Source organism: Haloarcula japonica DSM 6131 (assembly GCF_000336635.1).
GTDB classification, from domain to species: Archaea; Halobacteriota; Halobacteria; order Halobacteriales; family Haloarculaceae; genus Haloarcula; species Haloarcula japonica.
The window spans coordinates 56,279-70,662 of sequence record NZ_AOLY01000006.1; the positions used below are offsets into that span (position 1 = coordinate 56,279).

General features: G+C 63.4%; 15 protein-coding genes and 2 tRNA genes. 4 read left to right on the forward strand and 13 right to left on the reverse strand.

Annotated features, from left to right (window positions below; all coding sequences use genetic code 11):
• Window positions 1-256: 256 nt before the first annotated feature.
• Together C444_RS02965 and C444_RS02970 are read right to left on the reverse strand one after the other, a co-directional pair.
• Window positions 257-436: an HVO_0416 family zinc finger protein gene (locus tag C444_RS02965; RefSeq protein WP_004515335.1), complete on the reverse strand. Its 180-nt coding sequence runs from the start codon at window positions 434-436 to the stop codon at window positions 257-259.
• Between the two features lie 197 nt (window positions 437-633).
• The gene (locus C444_RS02970; protein WP_004590845.1) at window positions 634-1,206 is read right to left on the reverse strand and encodes a YbhB/YbcL family Raf kinase inhibitor-like protein; all 573 of its coding nucleotides are present in this window, start codon (window positions 1,204-1,206) and stop codon (window positions 634-636) included.
• Between the two features lie 175 nt (window positions 1,207-1,381).
• Between C444_RS02970 and C444_RS02975 the strand changes: the two genes are divergently transcribed.
• Window positions 1,382-3,664, forward strand: a complete 2,283-nt coding sequence (locus C444_RS02975; RefSeq protein WP_004590846.1) for a nitric-oxide reductase large subunit — start codon at window positions 1,382-1,384, stop codon at window positions 3,662-3,664.
• Window positions 3,665-3,746: 82 nt separating this feature from the next.
• Here C444_RS02975 and C444_RS02980 read toward each other — a convergent pair whose 3' ends face one another.
• The 3 genes from C444_RS02980 to C444_RS02990 form a co-directional block, all read right to left on the reverse strand.
• A complete protein-coding gene (locus C444_RS02980; RefSeq protein WP_049909060.1) occupies window positions 3,747-5,507 on the reverse strand; it encodes an alpha/beta hydrolase in 1,761 nt (586 codons plus the stop codon).
• A gap of 260 nt (window positions 5,508-5,767) precedes the next feature.
• A complete protein-coding gene (locus C444_RS02985; protein ID WP_004590848.1) occupies window positions 5,768-6,139 on the reverse strand; it encodes a hypothetical protein in 372 nt (123 codons plus the stop codon).
• 82 nt (window positions 6,140-6,221) lie between these two features.
• On the reverse strand, window positions 6,222-7,211 hold the full coding sequence (locus tag C444_RS02990; RefSeq protein WP_004590849.1) for a ring-cleaving dioxygenase: 990 nt from the start codon (window positions 7,209-7,211) through the stop codon (window positions 6,222-6,224).
• Window positions 7,212-7,348: 137 nt separating this feature from the next.
• Between C444_RS02990 and C444_RS02995 the strand changes: the two genes are divergently transcribed.
• A complete protein-coding gene (locus tag C444_RS02995; RefSeq protein WP_004590850.1) occupies window positions 7,349-7,876 on the forward strand; it encodes a phosphopantetheine adenylyltransferase in 528 nt (175 codons plus the stop codon).
• A 41-nt stretch (window positions 7,877-7,917) separates the two neighbouring features.
• Here the strand turns inward: C444_RS02995 and C444_RS03000 are convergent, their stop codons facing one another.
• The 4 genes from C444_RS03000 to C444_RS03015 are packed head-to-tail and all read right to left on the reverse strand — an operon-like array spanning window position 7,918 to window position 10,474.
• Window positions 7,918-8,730: an energy-coupling factor ABC transporter ATP-binding protein gene (locus C444_RS03000; RefSeq protein ID WP_004590851.1), complete on the reverse strand. Its 813-nt coding sequence runs from the start codon at window positions 8,728-8,730 to the stop codon at window positions 7,918-7,920.
• The gene (cbiQ, locus tag C444_RS03005) at window positions 8,727-9,518 is read right to left on the reverse strand and encodes a cobalt ECF transporter T component CbiQ (protein WP_004590852.1); all 792 of its coding nucleotides are present in this window, start codon (window positions 9,516-9,518) and stop codon (window positions 8,727-8,729) included. The genes C444_RS03000 and cbiQ overlap by 4 nt, the downstream gene beginning before the upstream one ends.
• Window positions 9,519-9,521: 3 nt before the next feature.
• Window positions 9,522-9,836, reverse strand: a complete 315-nt coding sequence (locus C444_RS03010; RefSeq protein WP_004590853.1) for a PDGLE domain-containing protein — start codon at window positions 9,834-9,836, stop codon at window positions 9,522-9,524.
• The gene (locus tag C444_RS03015; RefSeq protein WP_004590854.1) at window positions 9,836-10,474 is read right to left on the reverse strand and encodes an energy-coupling factor ABC transporter permease; all 639 of its coding nucleotides are present in this window, start codon (window positions 10,472-10,474) and stop codon (window positions 9,836-9,838) included. Before C444_RS03015 ends, C444_RS03010 begins: the two co-directional genes overlap by 1 nt.
• 120 nt (window positions 10,475-10,594) lie before the next feature.
• Between C444_RS03015 and nikR the strand changes: the two genes are divergently transcribed.
• Window positions 10,595-11,005: a nickel-responsive transcriptional regulator NikR gene (nikR, locus tag C444_RS03020; protein ID WP_004590855.1), complete on the forward strand. Its 411-nt coding sequence runs from the start codon at window positions 10,595-10,597 to the stop codon at window positions 11,003-11,005.
• A 91-nt stretch (window positions 11,006-11,096) separates the two neighbouring features.
• Here nikR and C444_RS03025 read toward each other — a convergent pair.
• Window positions 11,097-11,171: transfer RNA gene (locus tag C444_RS03025), tRNA-Ile, on the reverse strand.
• Window positions 11,172-11,350: 179 nt separating this feature from the next.
• Window positions 11,351-11,423, reverse strand: a tRNA-Asn gene (locus C444_RS03030).
• A gap of 95 nt (window positions 11,424-11,518) precedes the next feature.
• On the opposite strand from C444_RS03030, the gene cca reads away from it, so the two are divergent.
• Window positions 11,519-12,919, forward strand: coding sequence for a CCA tRNA nucleotidyltransferase (cca, locus tag C444_RS03035; protein ID WP_004590856.1), 1,401 nt, complete (start codon window positions 11,519-11,521; stop codon window positions 12,917-12,919).
• Here the strand turns inward: cca and C444_RS03040 are convergent.
• A complete protein-coding gene (locus tag C444_RS03040) occupies window positions 12,898-13,905 on the reverse strand; it encodes a histone deacetylase family protein (protein ID WP_004590857.1) in 1,008 nt (335 codons plus the stop codon). The genes cca and C444_RS03040 overlap by 22 nt on opposite strands.
• Complete coding sequence (locus C444_RS03045; RefSeq protein ID WP_004590858.1) at window positions 13,906-14,343, reverse strand: histone; 438 nt, start codon at window positions 14,341-14,343, stop codon at window positions 13,906-13,908.
• Window positions 14,344-14,384 lie beyond the last annotated feature (41 nt).

The window sequence follows — 14,384 nt, forward strand, 5'->3', positions numbered from 1 at the left end:
CGTCGACACACGACCCCCCAATCGTCGGCTACGAACCGGTCGGCCTGCCGACACACCTCCCCCCAACCGTCGGCTGGCCACGCAAAGACTCCCCATTTCCTTTCTGCGCAACGTGATACAGTCCCGACTGCCTGAGCCGTTGCTGTCCTGATAGGAGACGTAGCGAGGCACATCCCGGCAGAGAGGAACTGTCGGTTCTGCGGATCAGCACCACCGCTACCGGATAAAAGATGGAAGACCGAAAAACGGAGTATCCTTACCGTACCGGTGTCCAGCCACACACCGAGCACTGTGCCGCTGTCGACTCGTGAAGACCGCCACAATCAGGGCACTGCTTCTTGTTATAGCTCTCTTCCCAACCACTCTGGTCCACGTCGTGGCCACGCTGGGAGAGGAACTCGTCGAACATATCGTCACTACTCGGTGCGGACGCCATACATGATATGGTATAGCACATCAGTATATAGGTTTAATGGTATTGTGAAACATTGCCATAAGTAACGACGCACCACGCATGACGAGACGGTCAGTCACAGCGAGCAGTGCCACTCAGGAGCCGTACGACCAGAGGCAGCGTTAAATGAGCAGTCGGTCAGACGGTGCGCTGGACCCGAGCATGTCCGGTACCACCGGTTAGCTTTCGGTTTCAGCCGGGTGGGTGTAGTCAACAGTGATGCGGGTGCTTGCGATGAGCGCGTTCGCGATGGTCTCTGACGCTTCTTCCTGCTCAGTTTCGCCCTCGATAGATAGTTTCTCACCGAGTGCGTACACCTGAAACCGATGTTCATAGGGCTGTCCGGCCGGTGGACACGGCGGCTCATACCCCGGCTCGTTGGGGGGCTGTGTTCCCTGTCGAGCGCCGCCGAGCGTATCGAGGGCCGGCTCGCGCGGGAGTCCGGCCGGAATCCGCTCCGTCTCCGGCGGGACATTCCACAGCGTCCAGAACACTGGCTGGCTGAACACGCCGCCGTCGTACTCAGCTGTGACGGCAAGCGCTGCCGTCGGCTCCGGGACGCGCTCGATGACAAACGGCGGCGAAACGCCGTTGCCGTCGCAGGTGAACCGGGACGGGAGCTCGCCTCCGGAACTGAACGCGGGGCTCGACACATCGAAAGTCGATGTTGTGTCGTCCGACTGCCCGATACAGCCCGCGTTCCCGACCAGGGCTGACACCCCGAGCGTCTGGACGAAGTGGCGACGGCGCATATCAGAGAGGGAGGGGCAGGTCGTAATCTACCTTGTGATACCCAGCCACGTCTCACGTCGAATCCAGAGACAGGAGACCACCGGTCCCTATCAGGGCGAACATGTTCTCCCCCGTCGCCAACGACTGGGAATGTCTTACCCCCTTCTTATTTTGGGGTACTTGAGTTCTAACTACATGGAACTCAAACGCAAAACGATCGCGAAGGTGATCGCCGCCGCGTTCGTCTTCAACCTCATCGTCATGGGGGCTGGCGCGTGGATCGCGTATCAGGAAGCGCCACCCATCCCGGAGCAGGTTGTCGGACCCGACGGCGAGACGCTCGTCACGGGTGAGGACATCCGTGAGGGCAAGAAGACGTTCCAGAAGAACGGGCTGATGAACCACGGTTCGATCCTCGGGAACGGCGCGTACTATGGCGCGGACTACACCGCAGACTCGCTGGAGTTGAAAACCCAGCATATGCGGACGTACTACGCCGAGGAGCGCTACGGGACCGAGTACGAATCGCTGTCGACGGCCGAACAGGCCGCCGTCGATGACGACGTGAAACAGGACCTCAGTGGGGAGTTCGAGGGCGGGAATATCGAGTACTCCGCCGCAGAGCTATACGCCCACCAGCAGGTCCGTCAGGAGTACGTCGAGCGGTACCACGAGGGAAGTCACGAACGGGGCGTCCCCGAGGGGATGATCGACTCCGAAGCCGACGCCCGGCAGTTCGCCGACTTCGCGATGTGGACGGCGTGGTTCTCCCACACCGACCGCCCGGGCGGCGAACACTCCTACACGAACGACTGGCCCTACGAGCCCGCCGCCGGCAACGACGCGACCGGTGCGGCGATGACCTGGAGCGTCATCGCGATGGTCCTCCTCGTCGCAGCCGCCGGTGGCGGCATCTGGCTGTACCAGTCTGTCAGTCTCCCGGAGCCGTCTGCCAGTGATCTCTCGGTGCCCGAACCGGGCGATGTGAGCATCTTCCCCAGCCAGCGGGCCGCCTTGCGGTTCATCCCGGTCGCCGCCGGGTTGTTCCTCGCACAGGTGTTACTCGGTGGGTTGCTCGCCCACTTCTACATCGAACGGGCCGGCTTCTTCGGCATCGAGGAAATATTCGGCGTCCACATTCTCCAGCTACTGCCCTTTGCCATAGCGAAGACCTGGCACATCGACCTGGGCATTCTCTGGATTGCCGCGACGTGGCTCGGCGCAGGACTGTTCCTCCCGCCGCTGCTGACCGGCCACGAGCCCAAGCGCCAGTCGACGTACATCAACATCCTCCTTGGAGCCATCGTCGTCGTCACCGTCGGCGGCCTCGGCGGTATCTGGCTTGGCTCGCATGGTTACTTGGGTGACCTCTGGTGGATCGTCGGCAACGAAGGACTGGAGTACCTCGAAGTCGGGAAGCTCTGGCAGGTCGGGCTGTTCGTCGGCTTCGGCCTGTGGGCTGTCCTGTCGATTCGGGGCCTGAAGCCGCTGCTGGACCGCGAGCCGGTGTTCGGTCTCGCACACATGATCCTCTACGCCGGCGGCTCCATTGCCCTGCTGTTTACCGCCGGGTTCTTCTTCACCCCGGAGACCAACATCGCCGTCACGGAGTTCTGGCGCTGGTGGGTCGTCCACATGTGGGTCGAAGGGGCCTTCGAGTTCTTCATCGTCGCCATCATCGGCCTGACGCTGGTGTCGATGAACCTGCTCAGCCGCCGCAGCGCCGAGAAGGCGGTCATGCTCCAGGCCTTGCTGGTCATGAGTACGGGCGTCATTGGCGTCTCCCATCACTACTGGTGGGTCGGGATGCCCGACATGTGGGTCCCTATCGGGAGCGTGTTCTCGACGCTGGAACTGCTTCCGCTGGTGTTCATCCTCTATGAGGCGCTGGGCCAGTACCGGGCGATGTCCGAGACCGGCGGCTTCCCCTACAAGCTCCCGTTCATGTTCATCATCGCCAGCGGTGTCTGGAACTTCGTCGGGGCCGGCGTGCTCGGGTTCTTCATCAACCTCCCGCTGATCAACTACTACGAGCACGGCACCTACCTCACGGTCGGCCACGCCCACGCCGCGATGTTCGGGGCTTTCGGCTTCCTCGCGCTTGGGATGGTCACCTACATGCTCCAGCTCGCCATCGAGCCCGGCCGCTGGGACGGCTCCTGGCTCCGGGCGGCGTTCTGGTGCTGGAACGTCGGCCTGGCGCTGATGGTGTTCGTCTCTGTGCTGCCCGTCGGCTTCCTCCAGCTGGAGGCGGCGTTCACCGGCAGCTACGCCGCGGCCCGGAGCGTGGCGTTCTACAACCAGCCGCTCGTCCAGACGCTGTTCTGGGCACGGCTCCCCGGTGACACGCTCATCATCCTCGGGACGGCTATCTACGCGGCCGACCTGATCCGCAAGCGGTTCGTCCTCCGGAGATCTGAGGACGACCCCACGGTCGAGGACATGGCCGTCGCTGAGGGCGTCATGAGCGACGACTGAGTCACTGCCGGGTTTCGGCTGGGTCGTCACCGCCGAAACACGACTTGGCCGACAGAAACGAGAAGAGAGTGAAACGCCGGATCTACACGGGGAACTGTGTCGCCGTTCCGGCGACGATGACCCACGTCACGAGGACGGCGTTGATCGTCGCGCCGACCCAGATCCGACCCGTCTTTCTGAAGAAGTAGGTACTAACGAAGGCCACGATACTGAGCAGGGCGACGAACTGCAGCGCCAGAATGGTCAACAGTGGGTGGCCAAGCGGCAGGGGCTGGCCGGTCAGCAGCGGGATATACTGAATCGCCAGCAGGACGACGAACCCACCGACGACGATGAGCCAGTTCGTCGCCATCGCACGGCGAAGCGACCGGGATTCGCCCGCAGGGCGGAGCTGGCCGTGCAGGAGCGCGCCGAGAACGACGAAGAAGGCAAACAGCGGCAGGAGATACGAGAAGCTGATCCGGAACTGCGCCGGAGACAGGAGTTTGATGGCGAACACCCAGATGCGGAAGTCCGTCTGGAACAGGAACGCCACGGCGGCTTCCAGCAGGTACAACACGGCGACGGTAGCGACGCCGGCCAGTACCGAGACACCGACCGTTCGCGCACCGTCGCCCGTATCGAGGCCGTAGTTCGCCAGCGACACCGACGGGTCGTCCGCGTTGCTCGTGTAATGCCACACCGCGAACAACACCGCCGTGATGACCGTGTTCCCCAGCGCCCAGACGATTACGCCGTTGTTGATCTGCTGTGGGAACAGCCAGCTGAGCCCGATGATCGACGGTGCGATGTCCTGTAACGGGAAGTACGTCACAATCGGGATGGCCGCTGCGAGGAGTGACGCCGCGTACCGCTTGCCACCGGTCATCCCCTTCCCGTCAGGATACTCCCGCCGGAGCCTGTCAGTCGATGCCCGTTCGGTGAGTAACCCACCGACCGGGAACAGCGACAACACACCGCCGATGAGGGCGATAAAGGTCCCCAGCGATTTCCAGTACCAGACCTGATTGCTGGGATCCATCTCGTCTTCGCCGTCGAGCGTGAGTTGGAGCCATTCGATGGACGCGCCGATGGCTGTGGTCGAGAAGTGGTCGCCAGGATGGGTCGTTGCCGGGGTGTACAGCCGGCGTGCGGTTCCGTCCTCGACGCTGCCGTAAGTACGCCCCTCCTCGACGGCGCTGTCCGTCCCGAACACCGTCTGGAGTTTTTCGCTCTGCTCAACGTCGGAAGCACTCGCAGTCCCCCACATCAGCGGGGAGAACTCGTCGTATTCGCTGAACACGACGGCGAAGTTCCGCGGGAACGAGTCAGTGCCTTTGGGGGCGCGGTTCGACCCCGTCGAGGAGCCTTCGATGACCATCGATTCGTACCCGTCCGGGTGGGCCGCGGCCGCCGTGACGACGGTCCAGCCACCCATCGAGTGCCCTTCGAGACCGATGTTTTCGTTGTCGACGTAGTCCAGCGACCGGAGGTATTCGAGGCTGTCGGGGCCGCCGTACCCGTTCTTGAACGCCGGCGGGTCCGAGTAGCCGTGGCCGGTCTGGTCGATAGCCAGCACGACAAAACCACGCCGTGCGTACTCAATCGCGAACGGCGACTGCGTTTCTTTCGAGTTGATGTACCCGTGGACGGCCAACACCCCCGGTTGCGGGGAAGCGCTGCTCGCCTCCTCGGGGATGTACAGCGTCCCGCTCATCATCGTTCCGTTGGTCCCGGAGAACGTCACGTCGCGAACCTCTACGGAACCACTGTCTGTCTGTACCGTCCATGCGAGCCCGCTCCCGCTGAATATCAGGAGCAGCGACACTGCAGCTACGACCCAAAGTCGTCTATCATCGTTCATTATAATTCCACGAGCACAGGTGAAACACTCAGGGAATTAAAGTTACTATAAACTCCAAGCCGACGGTAAAGAATTGAGAGAAAATCCTGACAAGGGCATTCTAACCCTCGTTATAGGGGCAATATTCTGTCTCGCGTATCGTGCTTCGGCCAATCCACCAATTCGTTACCAACTAGTCTGGGGCATCAATAAACCGCGTTCTAGGCGTTTACGGGCAGAGAGAGCAACTCTCGTCTCTGCTGCTCGTCTCACCGACGAGGTTACGCGCCGCCGAGTTCGTTGGTCCAGAGGTGTTCGATATCGGCTTCGAGATCGGCCGTATCGAGCGCCTCGACACCGGAGAGGTACTCGCGGGCGTCAGTGAGGTGCTGCTGGACTGCGGCCACGTCATCGACCGACTTTGCGGCACAGAGCGATACCCGCGCGCGGTTGATTTCCAGTCGCTCCGCGAGCGCCTCCGTCACCGGGATGTCGTGTTCGTCGCTGAGCTCTGCCATGCGGTCTAGCACGCTCGTCGGGACTTCCAGCTGAGCCGCAAGCTCCCGCGACGGCAGGTCGACCGTCACGTCGGTCGTCTCACACTCACTCTCCCCCCATGGCGCGATAACGTACTCCTGTCCCTCTGTGGACATATGACACAGGACACTCCGGGTACTGATATTTACTCACAGGCTACCAGGAAGAATAAAGCGGATACCGGTCGGTTCGGCGGCGTTAGTCGTCAGCTTCGGCCGTCTCTGGTCGGGGAATCGTCACGTCCGTGAGCCCCGCCTCGATTTCCTCCCGCCGGCCCTCGAACTTGCCGGGCAGCACCAGCCGGCCACCGAGGTCATCGAGCGGTTCGTCGCTGTCGTAGCCGGGGCCGCTCGTGGCGAGTTCGAACAGCACACCGCCGAACTCCCGGAAGTAGACCGAGCGGAACCAGTGGCGGTCGATCTGTGACGTGGGGCGCAGCCCCGCACCGCGAACGGCCTCACGCATCGACTGCTGGTCCTCGTCGGTCGGCGTCTGGAAGGCGACGTGATGGACCGTACCGTGGCCTTGCCGGCCGCCTTCGATAGTCGGCAATACGTCGACGTACTTCCCGACGGACCCCGTCGCGGCGAAGCGGGTCCGCTCGTCGCCGGGCGTGTCACCCTGTGCCTGCTCGGTCCCGACTTCCTCTAGGCCCATCGTCTGGAGCAGTTCCTCCGTCGGTTCGGGGTCAGCCAGCCACAGCGTCACGGAGTGGAAGCCGCGGATCGCGGCGTCTTCGGGGACGAACTCTGTCCATGGCTCAGTCGGGTCGTCGTCAGGAACCTCGACTTCGACCAGTTCGACCGGCAGTCCGTCCGGGTCACGGAACGGAAGAACCGTCTCACCGAACCGTTCAACGCGGTCGTCGTAGTCGACGCCGTACTCATCGAAGCGGTCTTCCCAGTAGTCGAGGCTTCCTTCGGGAACGCGGAACGCGGTGCGTGAGACCTGTCCGGAGCCGACCTTCCCCTGTGCGTGGTCCTCCCACGGGAAGAACGTCATGCTCGTCCCCGGGTTCCCTTCGGCGTCGGCGAAGAAGAAGTGGTACGTACTGGGGTCGTCCTGATTGATCGAGCGCTTGACGAGCCTGAGCCCGAGCGTCTCGACCCAGAAGTCCATGTTCTGCTGTGGGTCGCTCGCGATACACGTGACGTGGTGGATACCCGGTGTCGGGGTGATTTCGGTCATTGGTATCGATACGTACCGAAACTACTTGAATGACTGCTGACGCGAGTGTTACCGGGTTACTGTCGACAGAAACAGCTGGGACTGATGAGTCGTGTGATGGACAGCAGTTATATATAACGCTGGTGGGACATTCGCGTATGGCAGACGCGGATCGGACGGCGATTCTGGGCGGAACCTTCACACCGATTCACAACGGCCACCGGGCGCTCCTCCACAAAGCGTTTCAGACCGCAAGCCACGACGGGAGCGGCGACGGTCACGTCATCGTCGGTCTGACCAGTCCCGAACTGGCCACAGAGACGCGGAGCGACCCGATGCATGTCGAGCAGTTGGGTGCGTACGATGACCGTCGAAGCGCGCTCGCTTCCGAGTTGGACCAGTTGGGTGAGCCATACACCGCCACGTATGAGATTGTTCGGTTAGACGATACACAGGGACCGGCCGCGACACGAGCGGACGTGGATGCCCTCGTCGCGTCCCCGGAAGCAAAGGCGCAGCGCCGCGCTTACGAACTCAATCAGCAGCGGCGGGAGTCGGGGCTCCACCCGCTTGAGATCCACACGCCGCCGTTCGTCGTCGCGGAAGACGGCACGCGAATCAGCAGCACCCGGATTCGGAACGGCGAGATCGACGTACACGGCCGCCTACTCGATGCGTCGGAATGAGAGACGACTACTGGAAAACGGAACTCCAGCACGGTAGACCGTCACTCTATGGTATCTAAGCCAGCCCCGTCCAGCCGCTCGGCGGCCTCCTCGACGGTCAGTGGCACGTCCTTCGCTCGGCCTTCGAACAGTCTGACGACCTGTGGCGGGCGCAGGTCACAGTCCCTCAGTAACTCGGTGTCGGTCAGGATACGCCGAGTCGTCCCCCTCGCAGCAATCGTACCGGTATCGTCGAGCAGCAGTACCCGGTCCGCGACGTGCGGGACGAGTTCGGTATCGGGCGTCGAGACGACGAGCGTGACGCCGTCGGCCGCGAGTTCGTCGAGCAGATCGAGAATCGTCGCCCGGTTCGCGGCGTCGACGTTGCTCACCGGCTCATCGAGGAGGAGCACGTCCGGGTCGACAGTGAGCGCGCTGGCAAGGGCCGCCCTGCGCTGTTCGCCGCCGCTGAGCCGGAACGGCGGCTTCGACAGGAGGCCGTCGAGGGCAAGTCTGTCTGCGACTCGCTCAACGCGACGGTCGACTTCCGCACGGTCGCAGTCGAGCTGTGCCGGCCCGTAGGCGAGGTCCTCGCGGACGGTCGGATTGAACAGGTAGTCGGCGGGGTTCTGCGTGAGGACGCTCAGGCGACTGCGGACGGTGTCGGCATCGGTCGTTTCCTCGAAGTACCGTACCTGCCCGCCATCAGGGTCGACCAAGCCACCCAGCAACTCTAGCAGCGTCGACTTGCCGGCCCCGTTCGGGCCGAGCAATGCCACACGCTCGCCGTGCTCGATGGACACGTCAACGCCGTCGACTGCCAGCGTCTCGTCGGGGTAGGCGTAGCGGAGGGCAGTGGCCTCGATGGCAGTCACGCGACCACCACCATGACGGCGAGTACGACGACCAGTCCGAAGGCGAGGTCGGCCCGCCCGAGCGGTTCTCGGGGCCGTGTCGGCGTCGAGCCGGTGCCGCCGCGGGCGCGAGCGGCCCGCTGGACCCGCTCGCCGCGTTCCAGGCTCCGAACAAGAAACGATCCCACGAAGTTCCCCGAATCGCGCCAGTTTCGCCGGAGGCTCGGCTCGGCGATGGTTCGGCTTCGTCGAGCCCGGACCATGCGTTCGAGTTCGGCGAAAAAGAGGAGCAGATAGCGGTACGTGATTCCGAGCAGCGAGACGGCAATCGGCGGCGCTCGGAGCCGTCGAAACGCCGCTAGCAGGTCGGCGAAACGGGTCGTCAACAGCAGGACGGAGAGGAAGCCGACACACGCAGTTACACGGACAGCGAACGTGAGTGCGTAATCGACGCCAGCGGCCGAGAGTGGGAGCGACCCCACTGAGGGGCCACCCATCAGGACAGCCTGCGGCGCGACGACGACCAGCGCGAAGGCTGGCGGGCCGGTCAGGCGACCCAGAAAAGTACGGACGGGGACCCGCGACAGCGCCGCGAGCACTGTGGCGAAAAGCGCGAGCGCGCTGACGACTGCCAACGCCCGCTGTGTCACGGTCAGGGCGACAAGCGTTGCGATGCCGACGAGCTTGACCGTCGGTGTGACGGCCTGAAGGAATCCGTCCCGATCCGGCAGGTCTTCGGCGAGCAAGAACCACTGGGCGCTAGCCGCGATGGCCGCGACGGTCCGGTCGAGCAGGTCCCTGCCGGACATACACTACTGTCGCCCGTCGGTATCCGCCCCGAGCAAGCGGCCGATGCCAGCCCCGAGGAGGAGCGTCAGCGCTGTCCCGACGACAGCCGATACGAACGTCCCGGTTGCACCGCCGAGGCCGGGAACACCATAGTCGGGGAACAGCGCGGTACCGACGGCGGTGGCGTGTTCTGTCGCGCCGGTCGCCTCGGCAGCATTCTCCAGCGGTTCGGCGTAACCGACCTGACCGGCCGCCCACCCGAACACCGGCGCTAACAGCGACAGGACCAGCAACGTGGCGAGGGCACGCGGAAGCCAGTCGGGGTATTCCCGGGCCATCACGCGCTCACCTCCGAAGCGGCATTTGGCCGGAGGTCAGGGCGAGCGCGGGCGAGGTAGCGGTACACCGAGGCGGTGATGGCTCCCTCAACCAGCCCCAGCACGAGGTGCCCGACGCCCATTATCGACAGCGTCGTCAGCAACTGGTACTGGAACGCCGAGGAGAGGCCGAGCTGGAGTGCGGCGGTCAGTGCGCCAGCCGTGATTCCCAGCCACCCCGCGGCGAAGGCGGCACGGAACTCGCCGTAGGGGACGAGCAGGCGATAGAACGCGTAGCCGACGTACACCTCAACGACAGCCATGTTGAACACGTTCGCGCCAAGCACCACGAGCCCGCCGTCACCGAAGACGAGCGCCTGAATCGTGACGACAGTCGCGACACAGAGTGCGCCCAGATGCGGGCCAAGGAGAATCGCCGCGAACGCGCCTCCGACGAAGTGGGCGCTGGTCCCGCCCGGAATCGGCCAGTCGAGCATCTGTGCGGCAAAGATGCTCGCCGCCACGACGCCGAGCAACGGTGCGCGCGCGTCGGATATCTCACCGTTGACGCGCTTGGCAGCGACGCCCAGAACGACGACCGCAAGCGCACCGAACAGCAGTGCGAGCGGCAGATCGATATATCCGTCGGGAATGTGCATGCTACTCAGGTCTGGTTTCGGCGCGGTAATAATACTTTTTCATCGAACAGTATTATCGCTGGCGGGTGAGTATTACCGAAGCCCGAGTATCCATATGCCGGCCCGTCCCTATCGACACACATGAGTGAGGATCTCGACCGGATCAGCCTGACACTCCCGTCGTCGATGGTCGACCGACTCGACAGTATCGTCGACGACTGGGAGTACGCGAGCCGGTCGGAAGCGATACGGGACTCGCTCCGTGACTTCTTTGCCACCTACGAGTGGGAATCCGGTGACGAACAACACCACCATGGGACCATTGTCATTGTCCACGACCACCACGTCTCGGGTATCGCCGACGAACTCCAGACGGTCCAACACGAAATGGCTGACATCATCACCTCCGTCCAGCACATCCACCTCTCCCACGACACCTGTATGGAGACGCTGGTCGTCGAGGGCGCGGGCGGCACGATCACGGAGTTGGCAAACCGTCTCCGGGCGATTGGCGGCGTCCAGCAGGTCAAGGTCGTCGTTGTCGACGAGTGAGTAGTGGACGGTGACCTAGAGTGGTCCGAAGCGATGGGGCTGTTCGGTTCAGCGGATGGCCATCTTATAGGCGACTGTGAGACAACAGAAATGGGCCCTGCCGGATTTGAACCAGCGCTCAATCGGTTATGAGCCGATCGCTTTAACCAGACTAAGCTAAGGGCCCTCAGAATGGTGTTGATGAGTCCGCATCTTTAGCCTGTCGGGTTGGAGTGGTGGGGTTCGGAGATACAAGCGGGCCGATACAGAGAGTTCTGAGCATTGCCTGTATATTCACCATCCAGCGGCCACGAAAACCGACAGTGAGGAGTCGCAACACTCGTCGGTTTGTGAATGAAAGAACGACGCCACCGCCAGGGCTCGAACCTGGGACAACCTGGGTAACAACCAGGTGCTCTACCAACTGAGCTACGGCGGCGCGAACGCATTCAGTCATTGCCAGAGTTGGTAATTAGGGCTTTCGTTTCCAGTCGGCATCGACACGCTTTCACGCACTTGTGTGCAAGCGGCGGTATGAGCGATGAGTTCGACGCCGTCGTCGATGCGGTGCGAGCGCGGGTCTCGCCCACTGACGACGAACGAGCGCAGTTACAGCGGGTCGCCGACGCGGTGATGGCCGACGCCGAAGCAGCTATCGCCGATCTCCCAGTTGAGGCAGAAGTGGTGCAGGTCGGCTCGACGGCGCGAGGGACGTGGACCGCTGGGGACCGAGACGTGGATGTGTTCGTCTGTTTTCCGCCGTCACTCGACCGCGAAACGCTGGAGGAGTACGGACTGGCTGTTGGGCACGACGTCCTGCCGGATGGGCGCGAAGAGTACGCCGAACACCCCTACGTCGTCGGCGAGCGTGAGGGATACGCCGTGGACTTGGTGCCCTGTTATGCGGTCGAGGACGCCACCGAGATCCAGTCCGCGGTGGACCGGACGCCGTTTCACACCAGATATTTGCAGGAGCGACTCGACGATGATAGCGCGGGCGAGGTCCGGGTGGCGAAGCAGTTCCTGAAAGGCATCGGTGTCTACGGGAGCGATCTCCGAACACGCGGGTTTTCGGGGTATCTGACGGAACTGCTGGTGCTTGAGTACGGCGACTTCCGGGCATTCCTTGAAGCGGTCTCGGACTGGCACCCGCCGATTCGGCTGGACCCCGAGGACCACGGGAGCGAGACGTTCGACGACCCGCTGGTCGTCATCGATCCGACGGATCCGGAGCGCAACGTCGCGGCGGTGCTGTCCGAAACGAACGTCGCCACGCTCCAGCACTACGCCCGGGACCTCCTCACCGAGCCGTGGGTGTCGCTGTTCACCGAGGAGGACTTGGACCCGTTCGCAGCAGCAGATGTCGAGGCCGCGGTGTCACGGCGAGAGACGACGCCGGTCGCACTCCGCTTCGCGGCCCCGGATGTCGTCGACGACCAGCTCTGGCCACAGCTCCGGAAGTCCCTCAGCGGACTCTGTAGTGAACTCGACCGACGCGGGTTCGAGATCCTGCGGTCGGTCGCGTTCGTCGAGGACGACAGTGGTTCGGAGGAAATGCCGGCCAACGAGAGTCAGGAACGGGACGCCGTCCTGCTGCTCGAATTCGCCGTCGCCAAGCGGCCGGCTATCGAGCGTCACGAGGGGCCGCCGGTACATGTCCGCGAGCACGCGAGCGGGTTCTTCGGGAAGTACGACGACGACCCCGAGGTGGCCGGTCCCTTCATCGACGGCGACCGCTACGTCGTTGAGCGGCCCCGGGCGTTCACCACAGCCACTGGTTTCCTGTCGAGTGATGCTGTCTACGACGTTGGGCTGGGACCGCGGATCGAGTCGGCACTGAAGAGCGGGTACGAGGTACTGGTTGGCACAGACATCGCAGCGCTTGCCGACGGCTTTGGCGTCGATCTGGCGAGCTACTTCGAGCCGAATCCCTGATCGGCGAGCTCGTCGAGAACATCGCGGGCGTCGTCGCTGACGTCGTCGTCTGGCTCCATCGGCTGGTAGCCGTCGAAGACTTCGTGAACGGTTGTAACCGAATCTGAGAGCGTATCAAGTCCGTACCCGCCTTCGAGAATGATCCCCAGTGCGGCGTCACAGGCATCTGTGAGCGAGCGCATCCGATCAGTCATCGCGCCGTATCCCTCTGTCGAGACGCGCATCCGTGAGATTGGGTCGTGTTCGTGTGCGTCGAAACCGGCACTGATGAGCAGCAGATCGGGGTCGTAGTCCTCCATCGCCGGCGCGATACACTCGTCGATTGCGGCGAGGTAGTCAGCGGTATCAGCACCGGGCTTGTACTTCACGTTGAGATTTGTGCCGTCGGCGTCGCCCGTGCCGGTCTCTTCGATGTCGCCGGTCCCAGGGTAGAGCCCGTCCTCGTGAATCGAGGCGTAGAACACGTCCGAACGGTCGTAGAAGATGTCCTGTGTACCGTTTCCGTGGTGGACGTCCCAGTCGAAGATTGCGACGCGCTCGGCATCGGCTTCGAGGGCGGCCTGTGCAGCGACGGCCGCGTTGTTAATGAAACAGAAGCCCATGGCGTCGTCGCCCACAGCGTGATGGCCGGGCGGTCGGCCCAGAGAGAACGGCGTGTCACGGCCGGAGTTCCCGTCAAGCGCGGCTTCCGCCACCCAGACGGCGAGGCCGGCTGAGGCAAGTGCGGCATCCCACGTCTCCTCGACCGCGACGGTGTCGGCATCCCAGTTCCCGCCGCCATCGTCGCAGAACTCGCGGAACTCCGCGATGTAGTCGGTGTCGTGGACCTCGCGCACGAGGTCGACATCGGCGTCGTCGGCAGCGACGTACTCGACCCCGTGGTTTTCCTTGAGCGCTCGTCGTATCGCTCGAAGTCTGTCGGGACTCTCCGGATGTCGCGGGCCGGTGTCGTGGTCCAGACAGACCTCGCGGTAGCCGAAATTCATTCAGTAGTACTGTTCGAGTTCGAAGTACGTTTCGACGTCAGCTGCCTTGATCGTCCGACGGTCAGCGTGACGAGCCAACGCGGCGGCCGCGGCGGCCGTGTCGTCGGCGTACGTTTCGAGGAGCGACGCGAGCGCGACGCGGGCGTCCATGGCGACGCGGTAGTCGTCGTCGATGTCGAGCCGTGCGATGCGGTCGACCGGCGCGACGGGGAGTTCGAGGCCGTCTTTCTCCGGGACCTGCTCAATGCCGAAGTCGGCCGGCATCAGCGTCTTTCGCCCGTCCGTAGTGGCCTCCGTGGCTGCCGTGACGGCAAGCGATGCGCCGTGGTCCTGTATTCGACGAGCCAGTTCCTCCGCAGCGTCGGCACTCACCCGGAGCCCGTCCGCGTTCCGCCGAATGACCGCATCCACCGGTGCGAACGGTAGCTCGACACTCATACCCAAACCCGGGAGTGTTGCGGTCTTAAGAGTTTCCGTAG

Coding starts and splice junctions, on each gene's coding strand:
- C444_RS02965 (WP_004515335.1), bottom strand. CDS start 436: ATGGCGTCCGCACCGAGTAGTGACGATATGTTCGACGAGTTCCTCTCC.
- C444_RS02970 (WP_004590845.1), bottom strand. CDS start 1,206: ATGCGCCGTCGCCACTTCGTCCAGACGCTCGGGGTGTCAGCCCTGGTC.
- C444_RS02975 (WP_004590846.1), top strand. CDS start 1,382: ATGGAACTCAAACGCAAAACGATCGCGAAGGTGATCGCCGCCGCGTTC.
- C444_RS02980 (WP_049909060.1), bottom strand. CDS start 5,507: ATGAACGATGATAGACGACTTTGGGTCGTAGCTGCAGTGTCGCTGCTC.
- C444_RS02985 (WP_004590848.1), bottom strand. CDS start 6,139: ATGTCCACAGAGGGACAGGAGTACGTTATCGCGCCATGGGGGGAGAGT.
- C444_RS02990 (WP_004590849.1), bottom strand. CDS start 7,211: ATGACCGAAATCACCCCGACACCGGGTATCCACCACGTCACGTGTATC.
- C444_RS02995 (WP_004590850.1), top strand. CDS start 7,349: ATGGCAGACGCGGATCGGACGGCGATTCTGGGCGGAACCTTCACACCG.
- cbiQ (WP_004590852.1), bottom strand. CDS start 9,518: ATGTCCGGCAGGGACCTGCTCGACCGGACCGTCGCGGCCATCGCGGCT.
- C444_RS03010 (WP_004590853.1), bottom strand. CDS start 9,836: ATGGCCCGGGAATACCCCGACTGGCTTCCGCGTGCCCTCGCCACGTTG.
- C444_RS03015 (WP_004590854.1), bottom strand. CDS start 10,474: ATGCACATTCCCGACGGATATATCGATCTGCCGCTCGCACTGCTGTTC.
- nikR (WP_004590855.1), top strand. CDS start 10,595: ATGAGTGAGGATCTCGACCGGATCAGCCTGACACTCCCGTCGTCGATG.
- cca (WP_004590856.1), top strand. CDS start 11,519: ATGAGCGATGAGTTCGACGCCGTCGTCGATGCGGTGCGAGCGCGGGTC.
- C444_RS03040 (WP_004590857.1), bottom strand. CDS start 13,905: ATGAATTTCGGCTACCGCGAGGTCTGTCTGGACCACGACACCGGCCCG.
- C444_RS03045 (WP_004590858.1), bottom strand. CDS start 14,343: ATGAGTGTCGAGCTACCGTTCGCACCGGTGGATGCGGTCATTCGGCGG.